Source organism: Limnothrix sp. FACHB-881 (genome assembly GCF_014698135.1).
GTDB lineage: Bacteria > Cyanobacteriota > Cyanobacteriia > CACIAM-69d > CACIAM-69d > CACIAM-69d.
Genome location: NZ_JACJSN010000004.1, coordinates 56,377 through 73,985, shown reverse-complemented (window position 1 = coordinate 73,985; position 17,609 = coordinate 56,377). Strand labels below are relative to the sequence as shown.

Annotated in this window: 15 protein-coding genes; 3 read left to right on the top strand and 12 right to left on the bottom strand. The window is 56.1% G+C overall.

Going from position 1 to position 17,609, the window contains the following annotated elements; all coding sequences use genetic code 11:
• Positions 1-5: 5 nt before the first annotated feature.
• Entirely contained in the window at positions 6-1,139 is a 1,134-nt protein-coding gene (gene obgE, locus H6G52_RS05620) for a GTPase ObgE (protein WP_190355502.1), read from the top strand.
• Positions 1,140-1,172: 33 nt separating this feature from the next.
• On the opposite strand, the gene H6G52_RS05615 is transcribed toward obgE, so the two are convergent.
• The 7 genes from H6G52_RS05615 to petB all read right to left on the bottom strand — a co-directional run bounded on the left by H6G52_RS05615 (position 1,173) and on the right by petB (position 7,705).
• On the bottom strand, positions 1,173-1,868 hold the full coding sequence (locus H6G52_RS05615; protein ID WP_190526992.1) for a DUF4333 domain-containing protein: 696 nt from the start codon (positions 1,866-1,868) through the stop codon (positions 1,173-1,175).
• A 62-nt stretch (positions 1,869-1,930) separates the two neighbouring features.
• Positions 1,931-2,356 (bottom strand): biopolymer transporter ExbD, encoded by a 426-nt coding sequence (locus tag H6G52_RS05610; protein WP_099532899.1) that lies wholly within the window; start codon positions 2,354-2,356, stop codon positions 1,931-1,933.
• A gap of 73 nt (positions 2,357-2,429) precedes the next feature.
• Positions 2,430-3,158, bottom strand: a complete 729-nt coding sequence (locus tag H6G52_RS05605) for a MotA/TolQ/ExbB proton channel family protein (RefSeq protein WP_190526990.1) — start codon at positions 3,156-3,158, stop codon at positions 2,430-2,432.
• Positions 3,159-3,300: 142 nt separating this feature from the next.
• Entirely contained in the window at positions 3,301-4,482 is a 1,182-nt protein-coding gene (locus tag H6G52_RS05600) for a hypothetical protein (RefSeq protein WP_190355498.1), read from the bottom strand.
• A 270-nt stretch (positions 4,483-4,752) separates the two neighbouring features.
• Positions 4,753-5,907, bottom strand: coding sequence for a sulfate ABC transporter substrate-binding protein (locus H6G52_RS05595; RefSeq protein ID WP_190526988.1), 1,155 nt, complete (start codon positions 5,905-5,907; stop codon positions 4,753-4,755).
• 452 nt (positions 5,908-6,359) lie between these two features.
• Positions 6,360-6,842, bottom strand: coding sequence for a cytochrome b6-f complex subunit IV (gene petD / locus H6G52_RS05590; RefSeq protein ID WP_099533292.1), 483 nt, complete (start codon positions 6,840-6,842; stop codon positions 6,360-6,362).
• A gap of 215 nt (positions 6,843-7,057) precedes the next feature.
• Positions 7,058-7,705 carry a cytochrome b6 gene (gene petB / locus H6G52_RS05585; RefSeq protein WP_099533293.1) on the bottom strand — a complete coding sequence of 216 codons (648 nt, stop codon included), beginning with the start codon at positions 7,703-7,705 and terminating at the stop codon, positions 7,058-7,060.
• 315 nt (positions 7,706-8,020) lie between these two features.
• Here petB and ctpA point away from each other — a divergent pair, with 315 nt between their 5' ends.
• Positions 8,021-9,295 (top strand): carboxyl-terminal processing protease CtpA, encoded by a 1,275-nt coding sequence (gene ctpA, locus H6G52_RS05580; RefSeq protein WP_370567161.1) that lies wholly within the window; start codon positions 8,021-8,023, stop codon positions 9,293-9,295.
• A gap of 135 nt (positions 9,296-9,430) precedes the next feature.
• On the opposite strand, the gene H6G52_RS05575 is transcribed toward ctpA, so the two are convergent.
• The 5 genes from H6G52_RS05575 to H6G52_RS05555 all read right to left on the bottom strand — a co-directional run bounded on the left by H6G52_RS05575 (position 9,431) and on the right by H6G52_RS05555 (position 14,808).
• On the bottom strand, positions 9,431-10,207 hold the full coding sequence (locus H6G52_RS05575; protein ID WP_099533294.1) for a BMC domain-containing protein: 777 nt from the start codon (positions 10,205-10,207) through the stop codon (positions 9,431-9,433).
• A 122-nt stretch (positions 10,208-10,329) separates the two neighbouring features.
• Positions 10,330-11,358: a hypothetical protein gene (locus H6G52_RS05570; protein WP_190526986.1), complete on the bottom strand. Its 1,029-nt coding sequence runs from the start codon at positions 11,356-11,358 to the stop codon at positions 10,330-10,332.
• Positions 11,359-11,394: 36 nt separating this feature from the next.
• On the bottom strand, positions 11,395-13,380 hold the full coding sequence (locus H6G52_RS05565) for a ribulose bisphosphate carboxylase small subunit (protein ID WP_370567675.1): 1,986 nt from the start codon (positions 13,378-13,380) through the stop codon (positions 11,395-11,397).
• A gap of 312 nt (positions 13,381-13,692) precedes the next feature.
• Positions 13,693-14,028: a EutN/CcmL family microcompartment protein gene (locus H6G52_RS05560; RefSeq protein ID WP_099533297.1), complete on the bottom strand. Its 336-nt coding sequence runs from the start codon at positions 14,026-14,028 to the stop codon at positions 13,693-13,695.
• Between the two features lie 471 nt (positions 14,029-14,499).
• On the bottom strand, positions 14,500-14,808 hold the full coding sequence (locus H6G52_RS05555) for a carbon dioxide-concentrating mechanism protein CcmK (protein WP_099533298.1): 309 nt from the start codon (positions 14,806-14,808) through the stop codon (positions 14,500-14,502).
• Between the two features lie 934 nt (positions 14,809-15,742).
• On the opposite strand from H6G52_RS05555, the gene H6G52_RS05550 reads away from it, so the two are divergent.
• On the top strand, positions 15,743-17,596 hold the full coding sequence (locus H6G52_RS05550; RefSeq protein WP_190527173.1) for an NAD(P)H-quinone oxidoreductase subunit F: 1,854 nt from the start codon (positions 15,743-15,745) through the stop codon (positions 17,594-17,596).
• The last annotated feature ends 13 nt before the right edge of the window (positions 17,597-17,609 follow it).

Here is a 17,609-nt window from a genome sequence, read left to right as displayed (position 1 = left end):
ATTTCATGCAATTTATTGATCATTCAGAAATCGTCGTCCAAGCTGGCAACGGGGGCGACGGCATCGTTGCCTTTCGTCGGGAAAAATATGTGCCCGCCGGGGGCCCCGCTGGCGGTAACGGGGGCCGGGGCGGCTCCGTTTACTTTGTCGCCACCGATCGCCTACAAACCCTATTGGACTTTCGCTACAACGCCCGCTTCAAGGCCCAAGACGGAATGCGCGGCGGCCCCAACAATTGCACCGGCCGCAGCGGCGAAGATTTGGTGGTGGAAGTGCCCTGCGGAACAGCGGTTTATGATGCCAACACCCGGGTACTGGTGGCCGATTTGGTGCAACCCGGCCAGCGGATTTGCATCGCCAAAGGGGGCAAGGGCGGCCTCGGGAATGCCCATTTTTTGAGCAACCGGAACCGCGCACCGGAACTGGCCCTGCCTGGGTTACCCGGCGAAGAATTTCGGCTGTATTTGGAGCTGAAGCTGCTGGCGGAGGTGGGGATCGTGGGGCTGCCGAATGCGGGCAAGTCCACGATGATTTCCGCGCTCTCGGCGGCCAAGCCGAAAATTGCCGACTACCCCTTCACCACCCTCGTGCCGAACTTGGGCGTGGTGCGCCGGCCCACGGGCGATGGCACGGTATTTGCGGACATTCCTGGTTTGATTGAAGGGGCCCACGAGGGCTTGGGTCTGGGCCATGAGTTCCTGCGGCACATTGAACGGACACGGCTGCTGTTGCACTTGGTGGATGCGACAGGAGAAGACCCGATCGCGGCCTATCACACGATTCAAAACGAGCTACAGGCCTATGGGCGCGGCCTGACCGATCGCCCGCAGATCCTAGCCATTAACAAAGTGGACGCGGTGGATGCCGATTGGGTAGATACCCTGATCGAGGAGCTGCAACCCCACCACCCGGAACCGATCCTGAAGGTATCCGCCGCCACCCGCCATAACTTGGATGGGCTGTTGCAGCGGGTTTGGGATTGGCTGGATCAGTTGGGCCCCGTCGTTTTGGAGTTGCCCACCCTGCTCGATCGCCCCCTGCGCGGTGATGGGGTTGAGTTTGATGATGAGGACTTTGACGAGGACGAAGACTGGGAAGATGACGAAGACGGCCCCGAAGTGATTTGGGTTGGCCATTAAACGCCGGAATCTCCCCAGGTCAACCCAGGCCGGTTAGTCGGCTAATTCTGTCCAGCCGGTTGCATCCTTGGCTGGGCCGGGAGCTGGGGCAGCCGCCGGGGCGGAACGCGGGGCAGCCGGTGTGGTGGCGGTGGCGGGATCGGTGCTGGCGGGGGTGGAACTGGTTTCGGGGGCGATCGCCTGGGCTGGTAGATTGCTGGGCCGCTGGGCCGTCAAGGCCGGCGGGGGCGTTTGCCAGGTGATTTGCCCCTGATCGCGCACATCCACCGTGATCGATCGCACCTGGCCCGCCCCAATCACTTGGCATTCAAAGCGATCGCCCGGTGAAACCACTCGATAGGGTTGTCCACAGTCAATTTTTAGGCTGTTGCTGGTGCCGCTGGTTGATTCTTGAACCGCTAAGGCTGTCTGTAAATCAGTCTGCAAAGAACCTAAATCCAACAGCCGCCAAGAGTTAATCACTTCCCAACGAATGGTGGCGCGATCGTCCACTTGGGTCACAGCCACAAAGAAATTGCCCTCCGGTTCCAGCTTGCCCACACATTCAAAAGTTTGCCCCGTCCGAGGGGTTAAATTTGCTGGACAACGCAACTGGTTGACCGGTACTTTGGCGTTGAGTAATTCCTGCTGAATTTGAGCGGAAATTTTTTCCGTGTCGAGTTTGGAGCAGCCTCCTAGAAGCAGCCCCAAGCCAGCCAGGGCGATCGCCGATCGAGCACTAATTAGCATGATCAATAAATAGTGAAATAGATCAAGATTCCAGTCAAATTAAAGTTTTTTCAAATAATCCTCTAGGGTGACTCGATCGCCAATGACACGCGATCGCCCCCGGCTTGCTGCAACTTACCCAAGAGTTTGGCGAGTTGCTCATAGGCAACTTTGTTATCGGCTTTTAATAAAACAGCACCTTCGGGACTTTTGCTCAAATAGGTTTGCACCTGCGAGATCAAATCTGCTTCGGAAACCAGTTGGCTACCCACCGAAATTTGCCCAGTACTGGACAGGCTCACCATCAGCGGGTCGGGCGTTTTTTCTTTGCTGGCTGGGGGAGCATCTGCCTTGGGCAGGTTAATTTTCAGGGCGCTATTATTCCCCGTCAAGGTCATGGAGACAATGATAAAAAAGGTCAAAATGGTCATGATCACATCCATCATGGGCACCAAGTTAACCTCGGGAATCTGCGAAGAAGGCTGATTACGACGATTGCGGGAATACATATCATGTGCTCCTAGAAAACTGTTTTGCGCTCTGCATCGATCAAGCTTTATTCATAACTTAACTTGGCATGAGTTAGTTAGTTGTTGCAGTTTTTTCAGATCTTAGATTGATGCCATTCAAGTTTGAGTCAGATTCTGCTTCTGACACATTCGTGTTTGAATCATCTCGGTTGGCTTCATACCAGACCTGCCGATAAATCAGTTCGAGGGCAGCGCCTACCTGGGAAAAGTACTGCATTTGCTTAGTTTGGAAAGTCACTAAGATTCTGAGAATACTCAAGGCTAAAATCGCCGCGATCATTCCTCCGGCCGTTGTGGTGAGGGCTTCCCCAATCCCGGCTGCTGCTTTGCTGGCTTCTTCCGCACCGCCAGAGCCGCCGATGTTGAGGTTGGCAAAGGTGGCAATCAAGCCAGTCACTGTTCCCAACAGACCCAGGAGCGGGGCAATGCCCACAACGCTTTCGAGGAGTTTGTCCCCACGATGCATTTCAATAAACTCGCGATCGGCTGCTGTTTCCAGGGCGAGACGAAAGGTTTCTGGGGTGGGATCTTGGAGCCGCAAAGGGGCTAATAAAAACCGCCCGATCGGCAATTCCTTGGCTTGGCGGGCGATCGCTGCTGCATCTGCCAAATTGTAATGGGCGGCTTCTAAGACTTCCCGCACAATTCGATCTTCACGGCTCAACAGTTGATACCAAAACCACGATCGCTCTAATCCACAACCCACCGTGGCGATCGACATCCCGACAATGGGAATCATCACCGGCCCACCAACAGCAATCAACTGAAACAAATTCGACATCGATTCCTAGCTCCTATTTGGGTTCCTGAACAATGGCTACGATCGGGCGATCAATGAATCCATATTTTGTGGAAGGTGATCATTGGAAATTAAACAAGCGATCGCCCAGGTAATTCTGGTTTTGTGCGGCTGGGTTAATGTCTCATTGAGGTGCAACCCGCCAAACAACCACGATCGTGCCGCTGTTGTCAGCCGTTGGTACTAGGTTGAGGTAAAGCACCAAGCTGGCTTTTTTCACGCGATAAACAAAACCACCGCCATATTGCTGATTGGTTTCTTGGGGATCAAAGCCGTTGTTAACCAGGTTGGTGCGGAAATAGGCATCAAAGAACGTCGTGGGATCTTCGCCAGCCACAAACTTCATGGCAGCAATTTCCGATCGAGCCGTGCCAGCCGGGAAGAAATCATTGGGTTGAGCAAACTGAGCGGCGGTTGCATCCTCTGCCGCCAAACCACTCAGCACGCTGTAGATTTCATTCGGCACTTCGATCGCCTTGGTCAAATCTCCCAAGCCAACAGGCTGCTCTGACAAAACATAAATTGCCCCCAATTCCTCCGCATTCAAAATGCTCAAAAATTGCGTTAACCCATCACGGGAAACCTGCAAAACAATCCCGCCGTTGGCACTACCATTAGCCGGTTGAACTGAATACTTGCGAGCCGCCAATTCTTTTTGGAAAAACTGCGACACTTCCGCCAGAGATGTGCCCGTACTGAGGCAAGACTGCAAATTAAAGCAGCCTGGTTTCGCCCCTGGATATTGTGGAAAGTCTTGCCAGGGGTTGGCTCCGGTGGCGGGTGGGGCGGTGGTCGCGGGTGCAGTGGTCGCGGGTGCGGTGGTGGCAGGCGGGGTCGTCGCGGGTGGCGGGGTTTGGCGAGGCCGCTGCACGATCGGCCGCTGGGCGGGGCGCACAGGGGGGCGATTAGTCGCTGGTCGTTGAATGGGCGATCGCGCGGGCGGTGTGGGTCGTGCCGGTGTCAGGGGGGCTGCCTTCGCGATCGGCTGGCCCGGCATGGGCAACTGCACGATGCGCACCTTTTTCTCTTGAGGATTGGTGGGCGGTGCTTTTGCCTCATCTCCAGTGGAAATGAAGCCGAGCACAAGATGCAGACCCAATGCCAACGCCATCGTGCCCCAAAACAAACCCTTCGATTGCGGAACCGGACTTTCTAAAACATGCAACCAAGCGATCGCCTCGGGGGAATCGTCATCAGGATTCGCCGCCAAATCGACCTCGATCGAGGGCTGAAACTCTCCGGTCTTTCGTTCAAAAGCCAGAGAGTCCAAATTCGGTAATGAAGGAAACAGTTTAGGTAAAGCCACGATTAGGGAGCGAGGAAGGAAGCGTCACGTCAATTGACGAGATAATTCACTAGAGGCAAGCAATGAAGGCAAACAAGACCACACAACATCATCAGAGAAGTCATTCGAGGTTAACGTCTTTGCTTACAAGGAAAGGCTGCCTTCGCAAATTCACTCATTTTCGTGAACTTGCAAAAACTGCCTTTGAGTTAACCTCGACATTCTTCAACAAACTAGTCAGGCCACTCCAGAAAGTTAATTACTTTTGATGTTGCTCAAAAGCATCTTTCACTAGCGGTTGGTATAGATTTGGTCGAAGATTGCACCCTCATCAAAGAACTTTTTATTGACGGCATCCCATCCGCCAAAATCATTGACCGTGTAGAGCTTGTTCACCTTGGGGAATTTATTTTCAAACTCGCGGACAACACCAGGCTCCACAGGACGGAAGCCAACTTTGGCAAATTCGCGTTGGGCTTCTGGCGTGAATAGGAATTTCACGAAAGCTTCCGACACCGCCCGAGTGCCACGACGGTCAACAATTTTGTCAACCACTGCTACAGGCGTGTCGATCGAAATGTTGGTTTGTGGAACCACATAAAACAGGGATTGTTGACCTTGCAGTCCGGCCAAAATCACTTCGTTTTCATAGTTCAGCAACACATCGCCTTGATTGGCCCGGAAAAACACATCCGATGATTCGCGAGCATCCTTGGGCAGCACCGGCACCTTGCGATAAACCTGCCGCACATAGTCCAAGGCTTGTTCTTCGCTGCCACCGGTATGGGTAACGGAACCCCAAAGGCCTAGGAAATTCCAGCGAGCCACCCCGGAAGTTTTGGGATTGGCGGTAATGATGTTGACTTCAGGCTTCAGCAAGTCTGGCCAATTGCGCACAGCCTTGGGATTACCCTGACGGGTAACGAACGCAATCACCGATCGCGTCACGATCGCATTATTGGGCGCTTCACTTTCCCAACCGGGGTTAATCAAACCGCCCTTTTCTAGGCGCTTGGTATCTGCGGCCAAAGCCAACGCTACCACGTCCGCTTCTAGACCATCCAAGACCGCGCGCGTTTGAGATCCGGAGCCGCCATAGCTAGCATTAATAACAACTTCTTGCCCCTGTTCGCGTTTCCATTTCTCCACGAACAACGGGATGATTTTGTCGTAGGCAGCCCTGGTAACGGCATAGGTCACCAAGGTAATTTCTACAGGCTTGTTCTGGCTAATTTGTAACGGCTGATTTTGGGGAGACGGATTGCCTAGGCGTGCGCTCGCCGCATTGGTGCTGGTGGGCGACAGTGCCAAAACACTGAGTCCGCTGGCCACGGCCAGGGCGATCGATCGCAGGGCTGTGCGACGGCCAAGGCGCTGGGCCTTTGAGTTCAGGGGGTCGAGCTGTGAGCGGAGAGCTTGCAGGGATTGGAGGAGAGACAATCGCATGGTGCTTGGCTGAAGGGGGGCAGGCTGTTTTTTATAAACCCCGGTATTCCGATCGGCTTTTAGGATTTATTGAGCAAGATGATACTCATGCCCCCAGGGAAAGTCAATCGAATTTGCTCAAAAACGGTCTAAAAATCAGGGAATTCTCAATTAGCTCTGCAAAACGAAAGCCGCTTATCAGTTTGCTAAGCTCAAGACAAGATCTTTAGAATACAAAAACGGAATACAACAACCAAAATAGGCAATTCGGCACTTGAGCTTAAGCCAGCAATAGAAAGATGAAACTAAACAGAAAGCTCAAACCAAGCAAAAATTCAATCAAGAATCCAATCAAGAACCCAATCAAAACGGGGCGATCGAACTGAATCGATCGCCCCGTTTGATATCAATGGCAACTGATAGCAACTAATCGCCGCAATCAGTCTCAGCAGTTGTCCAGCAAACCCGCTGCCTTAGAACAGGCCCAAGGTCAGGGACTTGTCGATCGGCATGATTGCGCCGATACCCAACCAGATGGCAAAGGCAGTTCCAAACAGGAACGAAGCCATGGCCACCGGACGACGGAAGGGGTTTTGGAACTTGTTCACGTTCTCAATGAACGGAACCAGCATCAAGCCCAGAGGAATGCCGCCCATGCAGGCGATACCCAACAGCTTGTTCGGCAGAATCCGCAGGATTTGGAACACCGGATACAGGTACCACTCCGGCAGAATTTCCAGCGGCGTGGCAAACGGATCCGCCGGTTCACCCACGATCGCCGGATCCAGCACAGCCAGACCCACCATCAGGGCGAAGGTTCCCAGGATCACCACCGGGAACACATAGAGCAAATCGTTCGGCCAAGCGGGTTCACCGTAGTAGTTGTGACCCATGCCCTTGGCCAGCTTCAGGCGCAAGTTCGGATCGCTCAGATCCGGCTTTTTGAGGATGGACATCGCTAAACGCTTCTCCGTGAAGGGAATTTAAAACGGCAGGTGGGACAAGGGTGGAGCCGGTTGCTCCCTGTGTTCTTTAGTCCGATCCTGAACGATCCTTAAGACCAATCCTGAAGACCAATCCTAAAAAAGCTCCCGAGGGAGTTCAAGACGGTGATACACAACTCAACAACCGGCGAATGAGCACCAAGCCAGCCACACCCGGTAGCGCATCTTTAGAGGGGGCCCGAGATCCCTTGCTTGCGGATCATCAGGAAGTGCATCAGCATGAACACGGCGATCATCCAGGGCAGGACGAAGGTGTGCAGGCTGTAGTAGCGAGTGAGGGTGCCTTGGCCAACGCTTTCGCCACCGCGCAGCAGTTCAACAATGGTCGAGCCGACGACCGGGATCGCCTCAGGCACGCCGGACACGATCTTCACAGCCCAGTAGCCCACTTGGTCCCAGGGCAGCGAGTAGCCGGTCACACCGAAGGAAACGGTCAACACGGCCAACACCACACCCGTTACCCAGGTCAGTTCGCGGGGCTTTTTGAAACCACCGGTCAGGTACACGCGGAAGACGTGCAGGATCATCATCAGCACCATCATGCTGGCAGACCAGCGGTGGATGGAGCGGATCAGCCAGCCAAAGCTCACGTCGGTCATGAGGTATTGCACCGACGAGAACGCTTCTGCCACGGTGGGCTTGTAGTAGAAGGTCATGGCAAAGCCGGTGGCAAACTGGATCAGGAAACAGACCAGCGTGACACCGCCCAGGCAGTAGAAGATGTTGACGTGGGGCGGAACGTACTTGTCCGTCACGTCGTCGGCGAGTGCTTGGATTTCCAAACGCTCGTCGAACCATTCGTACAGTTTCGACATAGCTGCGGAGTCCCTTGCTGGAAACGGATGAGGCTGAAACTTAAAAATGCATGGCGCTTTTTAAAAAATTTAACACACTGGAAATCCTCCCAACCTGATACGGAGACCCGATCAGTGGTGCGATCGCGCGGAGGGGGGGATTTACTTTGCCTTCGGGAGTGCCTGGCTATGGCGCTGACCCATCCGGGGAGTCCGTAAGCCATTCTCAGGAAGGGGATGGCTCAGGGGGCGATCGCGCCGGGCCGGGTTGTCACTCGACCGCGCAAGTTAAACAATTTTGGGTAGGGTTTGAGGAAGCCCCTTTCAGCAGTTAGGATCGGTTTCATGCTTAAGAATCTGATTCAAAAACCATTTAGGGTTGGACTCCTCCTAGGGTTATGGGTGCTGCTGCTGTGGCTGGGTGGGCCCACCGATCGCGCTTGGGCCATGACCCAGGAGCAAAAGCTGCTGAGTGAAGCATGGCGAATTGTTAACCGCGCTTATATAGACGACACGTTTAATCATCAAAACTGGTGGTGGATTCGTGAAAAGGCGCTGAAAAAGCCCTTGCGCGATCGAACGGAAACCTATGGAGCGATTCAAGAAATGCTGGCGGTCTTGGGGGATCCCTTCACCCGATTCCTGTCGCCGGAGCAATATCGCAGTTTGCAAACCAACACCTCCGGGGAACTGACCGGGGTGGGGTTACAAATCGCGCTCGATCCCGAAACGGGCGCTTTGACGGTGGTGGCTCCCTTGGCGGGTTCACCGGCCGATCGCGCGGGAATTTTGCCCCAGGATCAAATTCTGAGCATTAACGGCATCCCCACCAAGGCCATGAGCTTGGATGAAGCGGCGGAGCGAATGCGCGGCCCCTCGGGCAGTCAGGTGCGATTGCAAATTCAGCGATCAGGGGAACCGGAACCTAAGGACTACGACTTGGTGCGCGATCGCATTGCGATTAATCCGGTAGTGGCGGAGTTGCGGCGCGATCAGGGGCGCAATATTGGCTACCTGCGCCTCAGCCAGTTCAATGGCAACGCAGCGGCGGAAATGGCCACCGCCATCAAGCAACTGTCGCGACAAGGGGCTGAGGGGTTTGTGCTCGATCTGCGCAATAATCCCGGCGGACTGCTACAGGCGGGCATTGCGATCGCCCGACAATGGATTGATAGCGGGCCGATCGTTTATACGGTGAATCGCCAAGGGGTGTTCGACTCTTTTGAGGCCAGCGGCAATGCCCTCACCGACGCGCCGTTGGTGGTATTGGTGAATCGGGGAACCGCCAGCGCCAGCGAGATTTTGGCTGGAGCGCTGCAAGATAGCGGCCGGGCCCAATTGGTGGGCGAACGCACCTTTGGCAAGGGGTTAATTCAATCCCTGTTTGATTTGGCCGACGGCTCCGGATTGGCGGTGACCATTGCTAAATATGAAACCCCATCTCACCGGGATATCAACCAAGCCGGCATTGAGCCGAATCGCCCCATTGATGGCCCACCCCCGCTGCCGATTGGGGATCGATCCGCCCCCGATCGGGTCGATCCCCAGTATGATGCGGCGGTGCAAACCCTACTGGCCAACTTGACGGGCACGGTAACGGCCCGTCGCTAAAATCAGCCCCTGGCGCAATCATCATGCCCAGGGGCGATTAACTTGGCTATTCAATTTGCAGGTTTTGGCTGGTTGCAGCTTGGCCGGATGCAGATTGGCTTCAATCAGGCAACCATCACGAAACCCAAGCGCGTCCTAGAGGCGCTCCTCAAAGCGTTCCAACTGCTGAGGCTCACGCATCGGCAGCTCCACCGGTTCTAAGCGTTGCAGCTCCGGCAGGGCCACCGGTTGCATCACCCGCCGCTCCACTTGATGCAGCTCGATCGGGATCGCTCGGCGAGTTTCCACTGTCGCTTGCCAATGTTCCGCCAAGGGCAAGGCCCGTTCCAAGTCTTCCAAGGCGCGGGGAATCACCATCACCGCATGGAGTTGGCCAATCCGTTCTGCTTCAGCCATGCCAATTTGAATCGCCATACCCACGTCAGCCACGGAGCCGCGAATGATGGCGGTGCAAAGGCCATCCCCGATCGTCTCGTAGGCGGCCAACCGCACATCGGCTCCCTTGAGCATGGCATCGGCGGCTCCCACCATGGCCGGAAAGCCGACGGTTTCTAATAAGCCCACCGCTTGATTAGCAAACGGGCTGCGGGGCATTTCCGCCAAAGCGTCCCAACTGGGTGGCCGAATCGGCAACACCGCATCCAAGTTAGGCAGCGGCCGCGGAATCACGGTTTTGCCCACCAGTTGCCCAAATTGTCCGGCAGTTTCTGCGCCAGCTTCCACGGCAATTCGCACATCAGCAACGTTGCCCCGCACGATCGCGGTGCAATGGCCGCTACCGGTTTTCTCGAAACCCACCAGGGTCACCCCCGAAGATTTCAGCATCATGTCCGCAGTGCCGACAATTGCCGGAAAACTGCGGGTTGAGACCATGCCGAGGGCAGATTGATTTGCGGGAGTGGCAGCGGTCATCGGAGAAAAGGGAGGGACGCAAGGGGAACGATCGGGGCAATTCAGAACATTGCTGCCTCTATCTTAGGCCTGCCACGGGTTCGGCCCGCCACATAGATTGGCGCGATCGGGTGAACAGGGACTCAGGGTTCATCCCGATCATCCGCGCCTGGCGAGTGGGCAGAGGGCAGTTGACCGGCTCCATGGGTTCCGTTCAGGGATTGCTGATAGGGAAACATCATGGACAGCAACCGATTCACGTGGCTGCGCCCATAGACTTCCACCTTTTGCTCCACAATTTGATGCTCAGTGGTTTGGGTAACGATCGCGCTTGGGGTGGGCGGCGGCTCGGCCACAGTCGGTGTCGAGGTCAGCGGCTCTGAAGTGGTTGAGGTTGCTGAAGTGCCGGGAAGAATGGCTGGCGTGGCGATCGGGCGCGGCTGGATGGGGCTGACACCGGGGGCCAAACCCGGCGGTGCTTGGTAGGGCACGGGTTCCGGCAAAGGCGGCGCGGCGGGCGGTGCAGGCGGAAAAGGACTTCCGGAAAATCCCGGGCGATAGAAACGGCCGCTCCGATCCTGGCGTTCTTCATCGTCCTCATCCCAGGGAGAGGGCAACGGATCGGGCGGGTCGTCGGTCACCGGGGCGGTTGGTTGCGGGCTGGGGGCGATCAGGCTCTGGTTGAACTGAGCGGCGGCCGGTAAATCTTCAGCCCTCAAATCTCCCGTATTTAGATTCTTAGCCCCTGGATTTTCAGCCCCTGAATTTCCCGGATTTGAATTTTGAGTTCCTGAATCTCCTAGGTCTGAATCTCCTAGGTCTGAATCTCCTAAGTATTGACCCGGCGCAATTCGCTGACCAGGGGCGATCGACTGGTTCAAAACAGTTGTGCTGGGGCCAATGCAAGCCGATCGGCCCACCCGTACCGCGCCAATCAGCAGCACAGCGGCCCCCAGATGGGCCGAGGCTTCCAGGACAATCTGCCCCCCTTGACAGGCATGGACAACTGCGCCCATCCCGATCGTCACGTGGGGGCCGATCGTAATTCGGCTGCCCGGATCCGCCTGTAACAGCACCCCGGGGGCGATCGTCGCCGTTGGATCAAGCGTCACTTCGCCGGAAATCCAGGACTGGCGATCGTCCACCGGATGTAGCGGTTGCAGGGTCATCATGCGGCAGCCGAATAGGGGGATGGGGGCCTCCGGGTCTTAGCGACCGGGACGCTGAACCACTTCTTCGTAAACGCGCTTCTTGGCCGTCGGGTCGATGCCAATCACACGCACGTAGCTTGTGGGGTTATTTGCCAAGCAAGCCGTCAGGGCCGCCAGCACTTGGTTAGCCGAGGAGCCTTCCAGTCCGCCGCAGCTCGTCCAAGCATTAGCCCGGAACCGACGCGCATCGGCATATTCAGCGCCAATTCGGTAGCCTTGGCTCAGGAGCTTTTGGATTTGCTGGGCCACGGCAGCGGGCACGTTTCCGGCACTCACCGGAGCAGAGCCATTGGTGCTGGCCGCCGCAGGAGCGCTGAAGCTCACCGCATTGTTGGCCGCTTGCACACCGGGACGCTGAACAATGATTTCAGCGGCGCGGCGCTTGCTGCCGGGTTCCACAGCCACCAAACGCACATAGGCGGTGGCGTGCTCGGCCATGCAGGCGCTCAAGGACGCGATCGCCTCCCGTTCCGAAGTGGCTTGCACCGAACCGCAAGTTGTCCAAGCGTTGGCTCGGAAGCGACGCACATCGGCAAATTCCGCCGTGATTTTGCAACCCCGGGCCACCAGTTGCCGAATTTGGGCTGCTGCCTCCGCCGAAATGCCACCCGTAGCCACCGCTGCACCATTGCTGGCAGCGGCTGCCGAAGCACCGGTCACCGCCTTGGCTCCGGAGCCGTCGGGCCGTTGAATCACCGATTCAAAAACGCGCTTCTTAGCCCGTTTATCAATCCCAATCAGGCGCACATATTCGCCCGCATGGTCGGTCAAGCAGCCTTGGAGCTGGCTCAACACCTGGGACTCGCTGGTGGAGTCGATCGGCTTGCAGCTCGTCCAAGCATTGGCCCGGAAGCGGCGCGGATCCGCATGTTCCGTACCAATTTGGTAGCCCTGGGCTAGCAGTTGGCGCACTTGGGTGGCCAAATCACCACCAACCGCACCATTGCTGGTCGGAGCTTTGGAGCCGTTGCCGTTGCTGCTCGGTTGGCCGGCTTTGGCACTGGTGACCGTGCCTTGACCCACCTTGTCGCCCGGGCGATGGACAACCGATTCATAAACCCGTTTCTTAACCGCAGGATCAATTCCGATCACCCGCACATATTCACCCGCGTGATCACGCAGGCAGCCTTCTAGGGCCGTCAGCACGTCGCTTTCATAGGCCGATCGCGGCAGGGCGCAGCTCGTCCAGGCATTGGCCCGGAAGCGGCGTGCGTCGGCATATTCAGCGCTGACTTGGTATCCCTGAGCCAGCAATTGGCGAACCTGTTGCACCAACTCGGCGCTCAACGTCGTCGTAACCACGGAACCCCCAGAACCTTCAGAACGATAATCTTGAACAGCAGAACCGTTGGCGGGCCAATTGCCCGTCGGGTTGGCGATCGCCCCCTCAGGCCAATGATCCAACCCGGCCAACTGGCGCACAAACTCCCGATCGCGCTCCCGAGCCACCGGCAACGCATCGGCCTGTTCCTGCGTCAGAATCGTTGAACCCGACGGCACATAACGCCCCGACGGAATTTCCACGTCTTGAATCAGCACATGCATCATCACAATACAGCCATCGCCGACCCGCGCATTAAACACGGTCGATCGAAAGCCAATGAAGCAATCGCTGCCGATGTAGGCGGGGCCATGAATCAGCGCCAGGTGTGATACTGTCGCCGATTCACCAATCCAAACCGCATAATCTTGGCCGTCATCCCCCAACACACAGCCGTCGGCCAACCCATGGATCAACGCTCCATCTTCCACCGATGCCCCCGCACCGATGTGGAACGCTGCGCCCCGATCGGCTCGCACCGATGTGCCTGGCCCCACCCTTGCCCCAGCGGCGATCGTTACTTGACCAACCACATTGGCGAACGGATGAACTTGAGCCGTGGGATGGATGGCGGGCCGCACGGATTGATCGGAAGCCAGTGACTTCCGATCAATAACCGTTCCATTTGCCCCTCGCGATCCCATGCTTAAAACCTCCGTCACGACTTCACTAACAATTGCTGCGATTCGCTAGCGAATGCTGCAACCAGGAAGCTTCCTACTCAATCGCGGTGCAGGTGGCTGCGTTTGCGACCCAGGCTGGCAGGGCCAAACTGGCTGCCTTCCATGTCGTTGATTTAGATGATCAAGTGACTCCATTGAGTTGACCTGACCACTAGATCGCCGCACTTCAGTTGCCATTCACCCAAGCTGCCATGAGTCCCCATTGCCATTAGCCACCCTTAATTGCAAATCCCTGGAACAGACCTAGAAGTAAGTCCCTAGACCATTCCTGGTAACTCCGCACTGGTGACCCTAATTCGGCAACCGGGCATTATTGGGCAACAGCAGCCGGTCTTCATCACTCTTGCTGTACAAGCGCATATTCTCAGCGCTCACGGTGTCGATGATCGCAATGGCCGCCGCGTCAATTGGACGACCTTCGCCCCCCTCCACTTGACGAGCAGCACTGCCCCGGGCCACCAGCACCCATTCATCCATGCCAGCCCCCACCCCGTCAGCCACCACCTCATATTTCGGCGTGAGCTGACCGGCCGCATCGACCAACTGCACTAACAGAAACTTCACACCCCGTAGGCTGGGTTCCTTTTGGGTGCTAACCACCGTGCCGCAGACCCGTGCAATTTGCATAGCAACTGATTCAAACCAGCACTGTGAACGATCGCGAAAACAACAGGCACTTTGAAGCTTTTTTTACGAGGACTCACCCTCAACACTCCTATCCGTTTTAGCCACTGACTTGATCGAAGCGATCGCCTCGATCAGAAAGTTCTAAAAACGCTTTGCAATTCAATAAATTGCATTGTTTCGGAATATCGGGACAAGCACTGACTAACCGACAGTGCGATCGAGTCGTTATCAGACCCAAACAAAAATTTTTAGCCCGTTGGATGAAGTTAGGTCTTAACCAATTTCGATAGGGCGATCGCGTCATGCCAGTGCATTCGGAACCTTGATCTCAACACCAATGGCTTAAGCCCCCCAGTGGCCTGGGGTTTGCCCGCTGATGGAGACGACTGATTCTCATGCTCGATCGCTTAAAAACTGCTGCCCGCTGAAATTGCGTCAAAGCCTAACGCAGCCAACTTCGCGCTTGGATGACTATTCCGAGAACTGTTGCACTGCCTCGGTGTAGCGGATCGGCAGCACATACTCCAGGTTTTCGTGGGGACGAGCAATGATGTGGGTCGAAACCACTTCACCACCGTTCACGCGGCGCACGGATTCCACGCCAGCGGCCACGGAAGCTTGCACTTCCGACACATCGCCACGGACGATCACGGTCACGCGGGCGCTACCAATCTTCTCGTAGCCCACCAAGGTCACCCGAGCGGCCTTCACCATCGCATCAGCGGCTTCCACAACGGCGGGAAAACCACGGGTTTCAATCATTCCGACTGCAATAGGCATTGCCGAACTCCTTATGTTGTGTCGTAAACGCGAATGTTGTAGAACGCCTTGGTTGTTTCCAAGGACGATCGTCCCTGCGCTAGTGCGATCGCGGCATTTATCGTACCCCCCTTGGGGATCTGGCGCTAGCCATTATTTCTCAAGAATTGGAAATAATACGCACGATAGAACGCGGGTTTTCGTAAAAAAACCCACTAAACCCGCGATTCCCCCGCAGAATAGCGTTGACGAACTTCCCAAGCCTAGTTACGGCTCCCTAAGCATTAGGCTACAGGGGGCAGCACCTAAGGCAATTCGCCCCGCAACGATTCGTTACGGATTGCTACCTGGGCAGGAATGAACGCTTTACTAACTAGTTTGCCTATTCCCTAGTGTAGTGAAAAGCGTCCCCAATCAGCTTTTTTAATCTCAATCGTTTTGATAACTTGCGGTTAAGCCCTCGTTCGCTTATCAGAAAATCAGAAAAATTAATCCCCCTGCAAAGGAATTGCAAAGTTGATCTCGATTGCCCAAGGCATCCCATCAACGCCTTTGCATGACCTTTGCATGAAATGATCAAAAACATTGGATCATCGTCTTCAACGTTGATATCCTCCCCAGCCTAAAGGCGTAGGGATTCCGGCCCTAACCGAACAACCGAAGTTGCTCGACTAGACCATGGGGTCAAAATACCCGATCGCCCCGGGCGCAATTCCCTTGGCAGCGGCACGAACCCAGCTACAGGGGATGCCAAACTGAGGATCGCAGAGGATCAAAACCGATCCAATCACTTGCTAGGCTTAACGATGGCCGGCCAACTTGCCGTCGGTTTCGCGCCTGATTGTTTTTAGCTCTATTGCTGTCTTTTTCGCCTGATTGCGCCTTTTTGCGCCTTTTTAAATTTTCCTGTTCACCCTTACCTTGAACGCGATCGCCCATGACCGCCTTACCCCCTCTGACTCAATGGCTGGTGCAAACCGTCTGGCTTGTGCCGGCCTATGGCTTGATTGGGGCGTTGATGACCCTGCCTTGGGCCACGGGAACCATCCGACGCACGGGGCCCCGGCCCGCCGCCTACATCAACCTATTGATGACGATTTTGGCCGCCATCCACGGCGGTTGGCTGTTTCGGGAGTTTTGGGGTCAGGAGGCGCAATACCTCAGTTTTAATTGGCTGGAGGTGGCGGATTTCAAGCTCTCCTTTGTCTTGGAGGTTTCGCCGGTCAGTTTGGGGGCCATGGAGCTGGTCACGGGGCTGAGTTTGGTGGCGCAGGTCTACTCTCTGGGTTACCTGGAAAAGGACTGGGGCTTAGCGCGATTCTTCGCCATGATGGGCTTTTTTGAAGGGGCCATGAGCGGCTTAGCGATTAGCGATTCTTTGCTGTTGAGCTACTGCCTGCTAGAGATGCTGACCCTTTCCACCTATCTGATCGTGGGCTATTGGTATGCACAGCCCTTGGCCGTTACGGGGGCCCGCGATGCTTTTCTGACCAAGCGGGTGGGGGATATTTTGCTGCTGATGGGGACATTGGCCCTTTCGACCCTCAGCGGCAGTTTGAATTTTTCGGACTTGGCGGATTGGGCCCAAACGGCTCAGTTAACGGACTGGCAAGCAGGTTTGCTGGCGATCGCCCTCATTGCGGGGCCCACGGGCAAATGTGCCCAATTTCCGCTGCACCTGTGGCTAGACGAAGCCATGGAAGGGCCCAATCCAGCTTCCCTGATGCGGAATTCGATCGTGGTGGCCTGTGGAGCCTATGTGCTGATTAAGCTGGCTCCGGTGTTGGCCCTGTCGCCCTTGGGGTCGGCGATTCCCATTGCCTTGGGAACCATGACGGCGATCGGGGCTTCGTTGGTGGGAATTGCCCAAATTGACCTGAAGCGGGCCCTGTCCCACACCACCAGCGCCTATCTGGGGTTGGTGTTCATTGCGGTGGGGTTGCAACAAACGGATGTGGCGTTGCTGTTGCTGCTGACCCATGCGATCGCGAAGGCGGCTCTGTTCACCAGCATTGGCGGTGTCATTCTGAACACCAGCACCCAAGACATGACCCAAATGGGCGGCCTATGGTCAAAAATGCCCGTTTCGACTATGGCTTTTGTGGCTGGCTCCATGGGAATGGTCGCCCTGTTGCCCTTGGGATCCTTTTGGGCCATGGAGCGGTGGCTCAGTGAGCCAGCCATGCCCAGTTGGTCGATCGCGGTGGTCTTGTTGGTGAATGGCTTGACGGCACTGAACTTGGCCCGGGTGTTTGGGCTGGTGTTTGGTGGCTCCACACAACCCAAAACTCGCCGGGCCCCGGAGGTGGGCTGGACTATGGCCGTGCCGATCGTGTCCTCGATCGTCCTGACCCTGTTGGTTCCCTTGATGTTGGAGCGGTGGCAACTGCTGTTAACCCGAGTGGGAATGCTGCAATTTCCGATCACAGAAACGATCGCCCTGGTGACTTCGGCGGCCCTGGGCGCGGCGATCGGGATTGCCATCTATAGCTTTGGGGTTGTGGCGCGGCCGGTGAAGTTGCCGATTCCAGCCCTGCAAGACCTGTTGGCCTACGACTTTTATATCGATCGAATCTATCGGTTTACCATTGCCCTCGTGGTCGGGGCGGCGGCCCGGTTCACGGCCTGGATCGATCGCTACGTCATTGACGGCCTGGTGAATTTGGTCGGGGTAGCGGCCCTATTTGGTGGTGAGGGCTTGAAATATAGCACCTCTGGCCAATCCCAAGGCTACGTTTTGGTGGTGCTGATCAGCGTCAGCATGATGGTGGTCTTGGCTGGGTGGTCTTTGGCGCAACTGTGGTTCTAGGAACCCAGTGGGC

What these genes read in the sequence shown, in the direction of transcription:
- obgE (WP_190355502.1), top strand. Translation starts at nt 6, where the DNA reads ATGCAATTTATTGATCATTCAGAAATCGTCGTCCAAGCTGGCAACGGG.
- H6G52_RS05615 (WP_190526992.1), bottom strand. Translation starts at nt 1,868, where the DNA reads ATGCTAATTAGTGCTCGATCGGCGATCGCCCTGGCTGGCTTGGGGCTG.
- H6G52_RS05610 (WP_099532899.1), bottom strand. Translation starts at nt 2,356, where the DNA reads ATGTATTCCCGCAATCGTCGTAATCAGCCTTCTTCGCAGATTCCCGAG.
- H6G52_RS05605 (WP_190526990.1), bottom strand. Translation starts at nt 3,158, where the DNA reads ATGTCGAATTTGTTTCAGTTGATTGCTGTTGGTGGGCCGGTGATGATT.
- H6G52_RS05595 (WP_190526988.1), bottom strand. Translation starts at nt 5,907, where the DNA reads ATGCGATTGTCTCTCCTCCAATCCCTGCAAGCTCTCCGCTCACAGCTC.
- petD (WP_099533292.1), bottom strand. Translation starts at nt 6,842, where the DNA reads ATGTCCATCCTCAAAAAGCCGGATCTGAGCGATCCGAACTTGCGCCTG.
- petB (WP_099533293.1), bottom strand. Translation starts at nt 7,705, where the DNA reads ATGTCGAAACTGTACGAATGGTTCGACGAGCGTTTGGAAATCCAAGCA.
- H6G52_RS05575 (WP_099533294.1), bottom strand. Translation starts at nt 10,207, where the DNA reads ATGACCGCTGCCACTCCCGCAAATCAATCTGCCCTCGGCATGGTCTCA.
- H6G52_RS05570 (WP_190526986.1), bottom strand. Translation starts at nt 11,358, where the DNA reads ATGATGACCCTGCAACCGCTACATCCGGTGGACGATCGCCAGTCCTGG.
- H6G52_RS05560 (WP_099533297.1), bottom strand. Translation starts at nt 14,028, where the DNA reads ATGCAAATTGCACGGGTCTGCGGCACGGTGGTTAGCACCCAAAAGGAA.
- H6G52_RS05555 (WP_099533298.1), bottom strand. Translation starts at nt 14,808, where the DNA reads ATGCCTATTGCAGTCGGAATGATTGAAACCCGTGGTTTTCCCGCCGTT.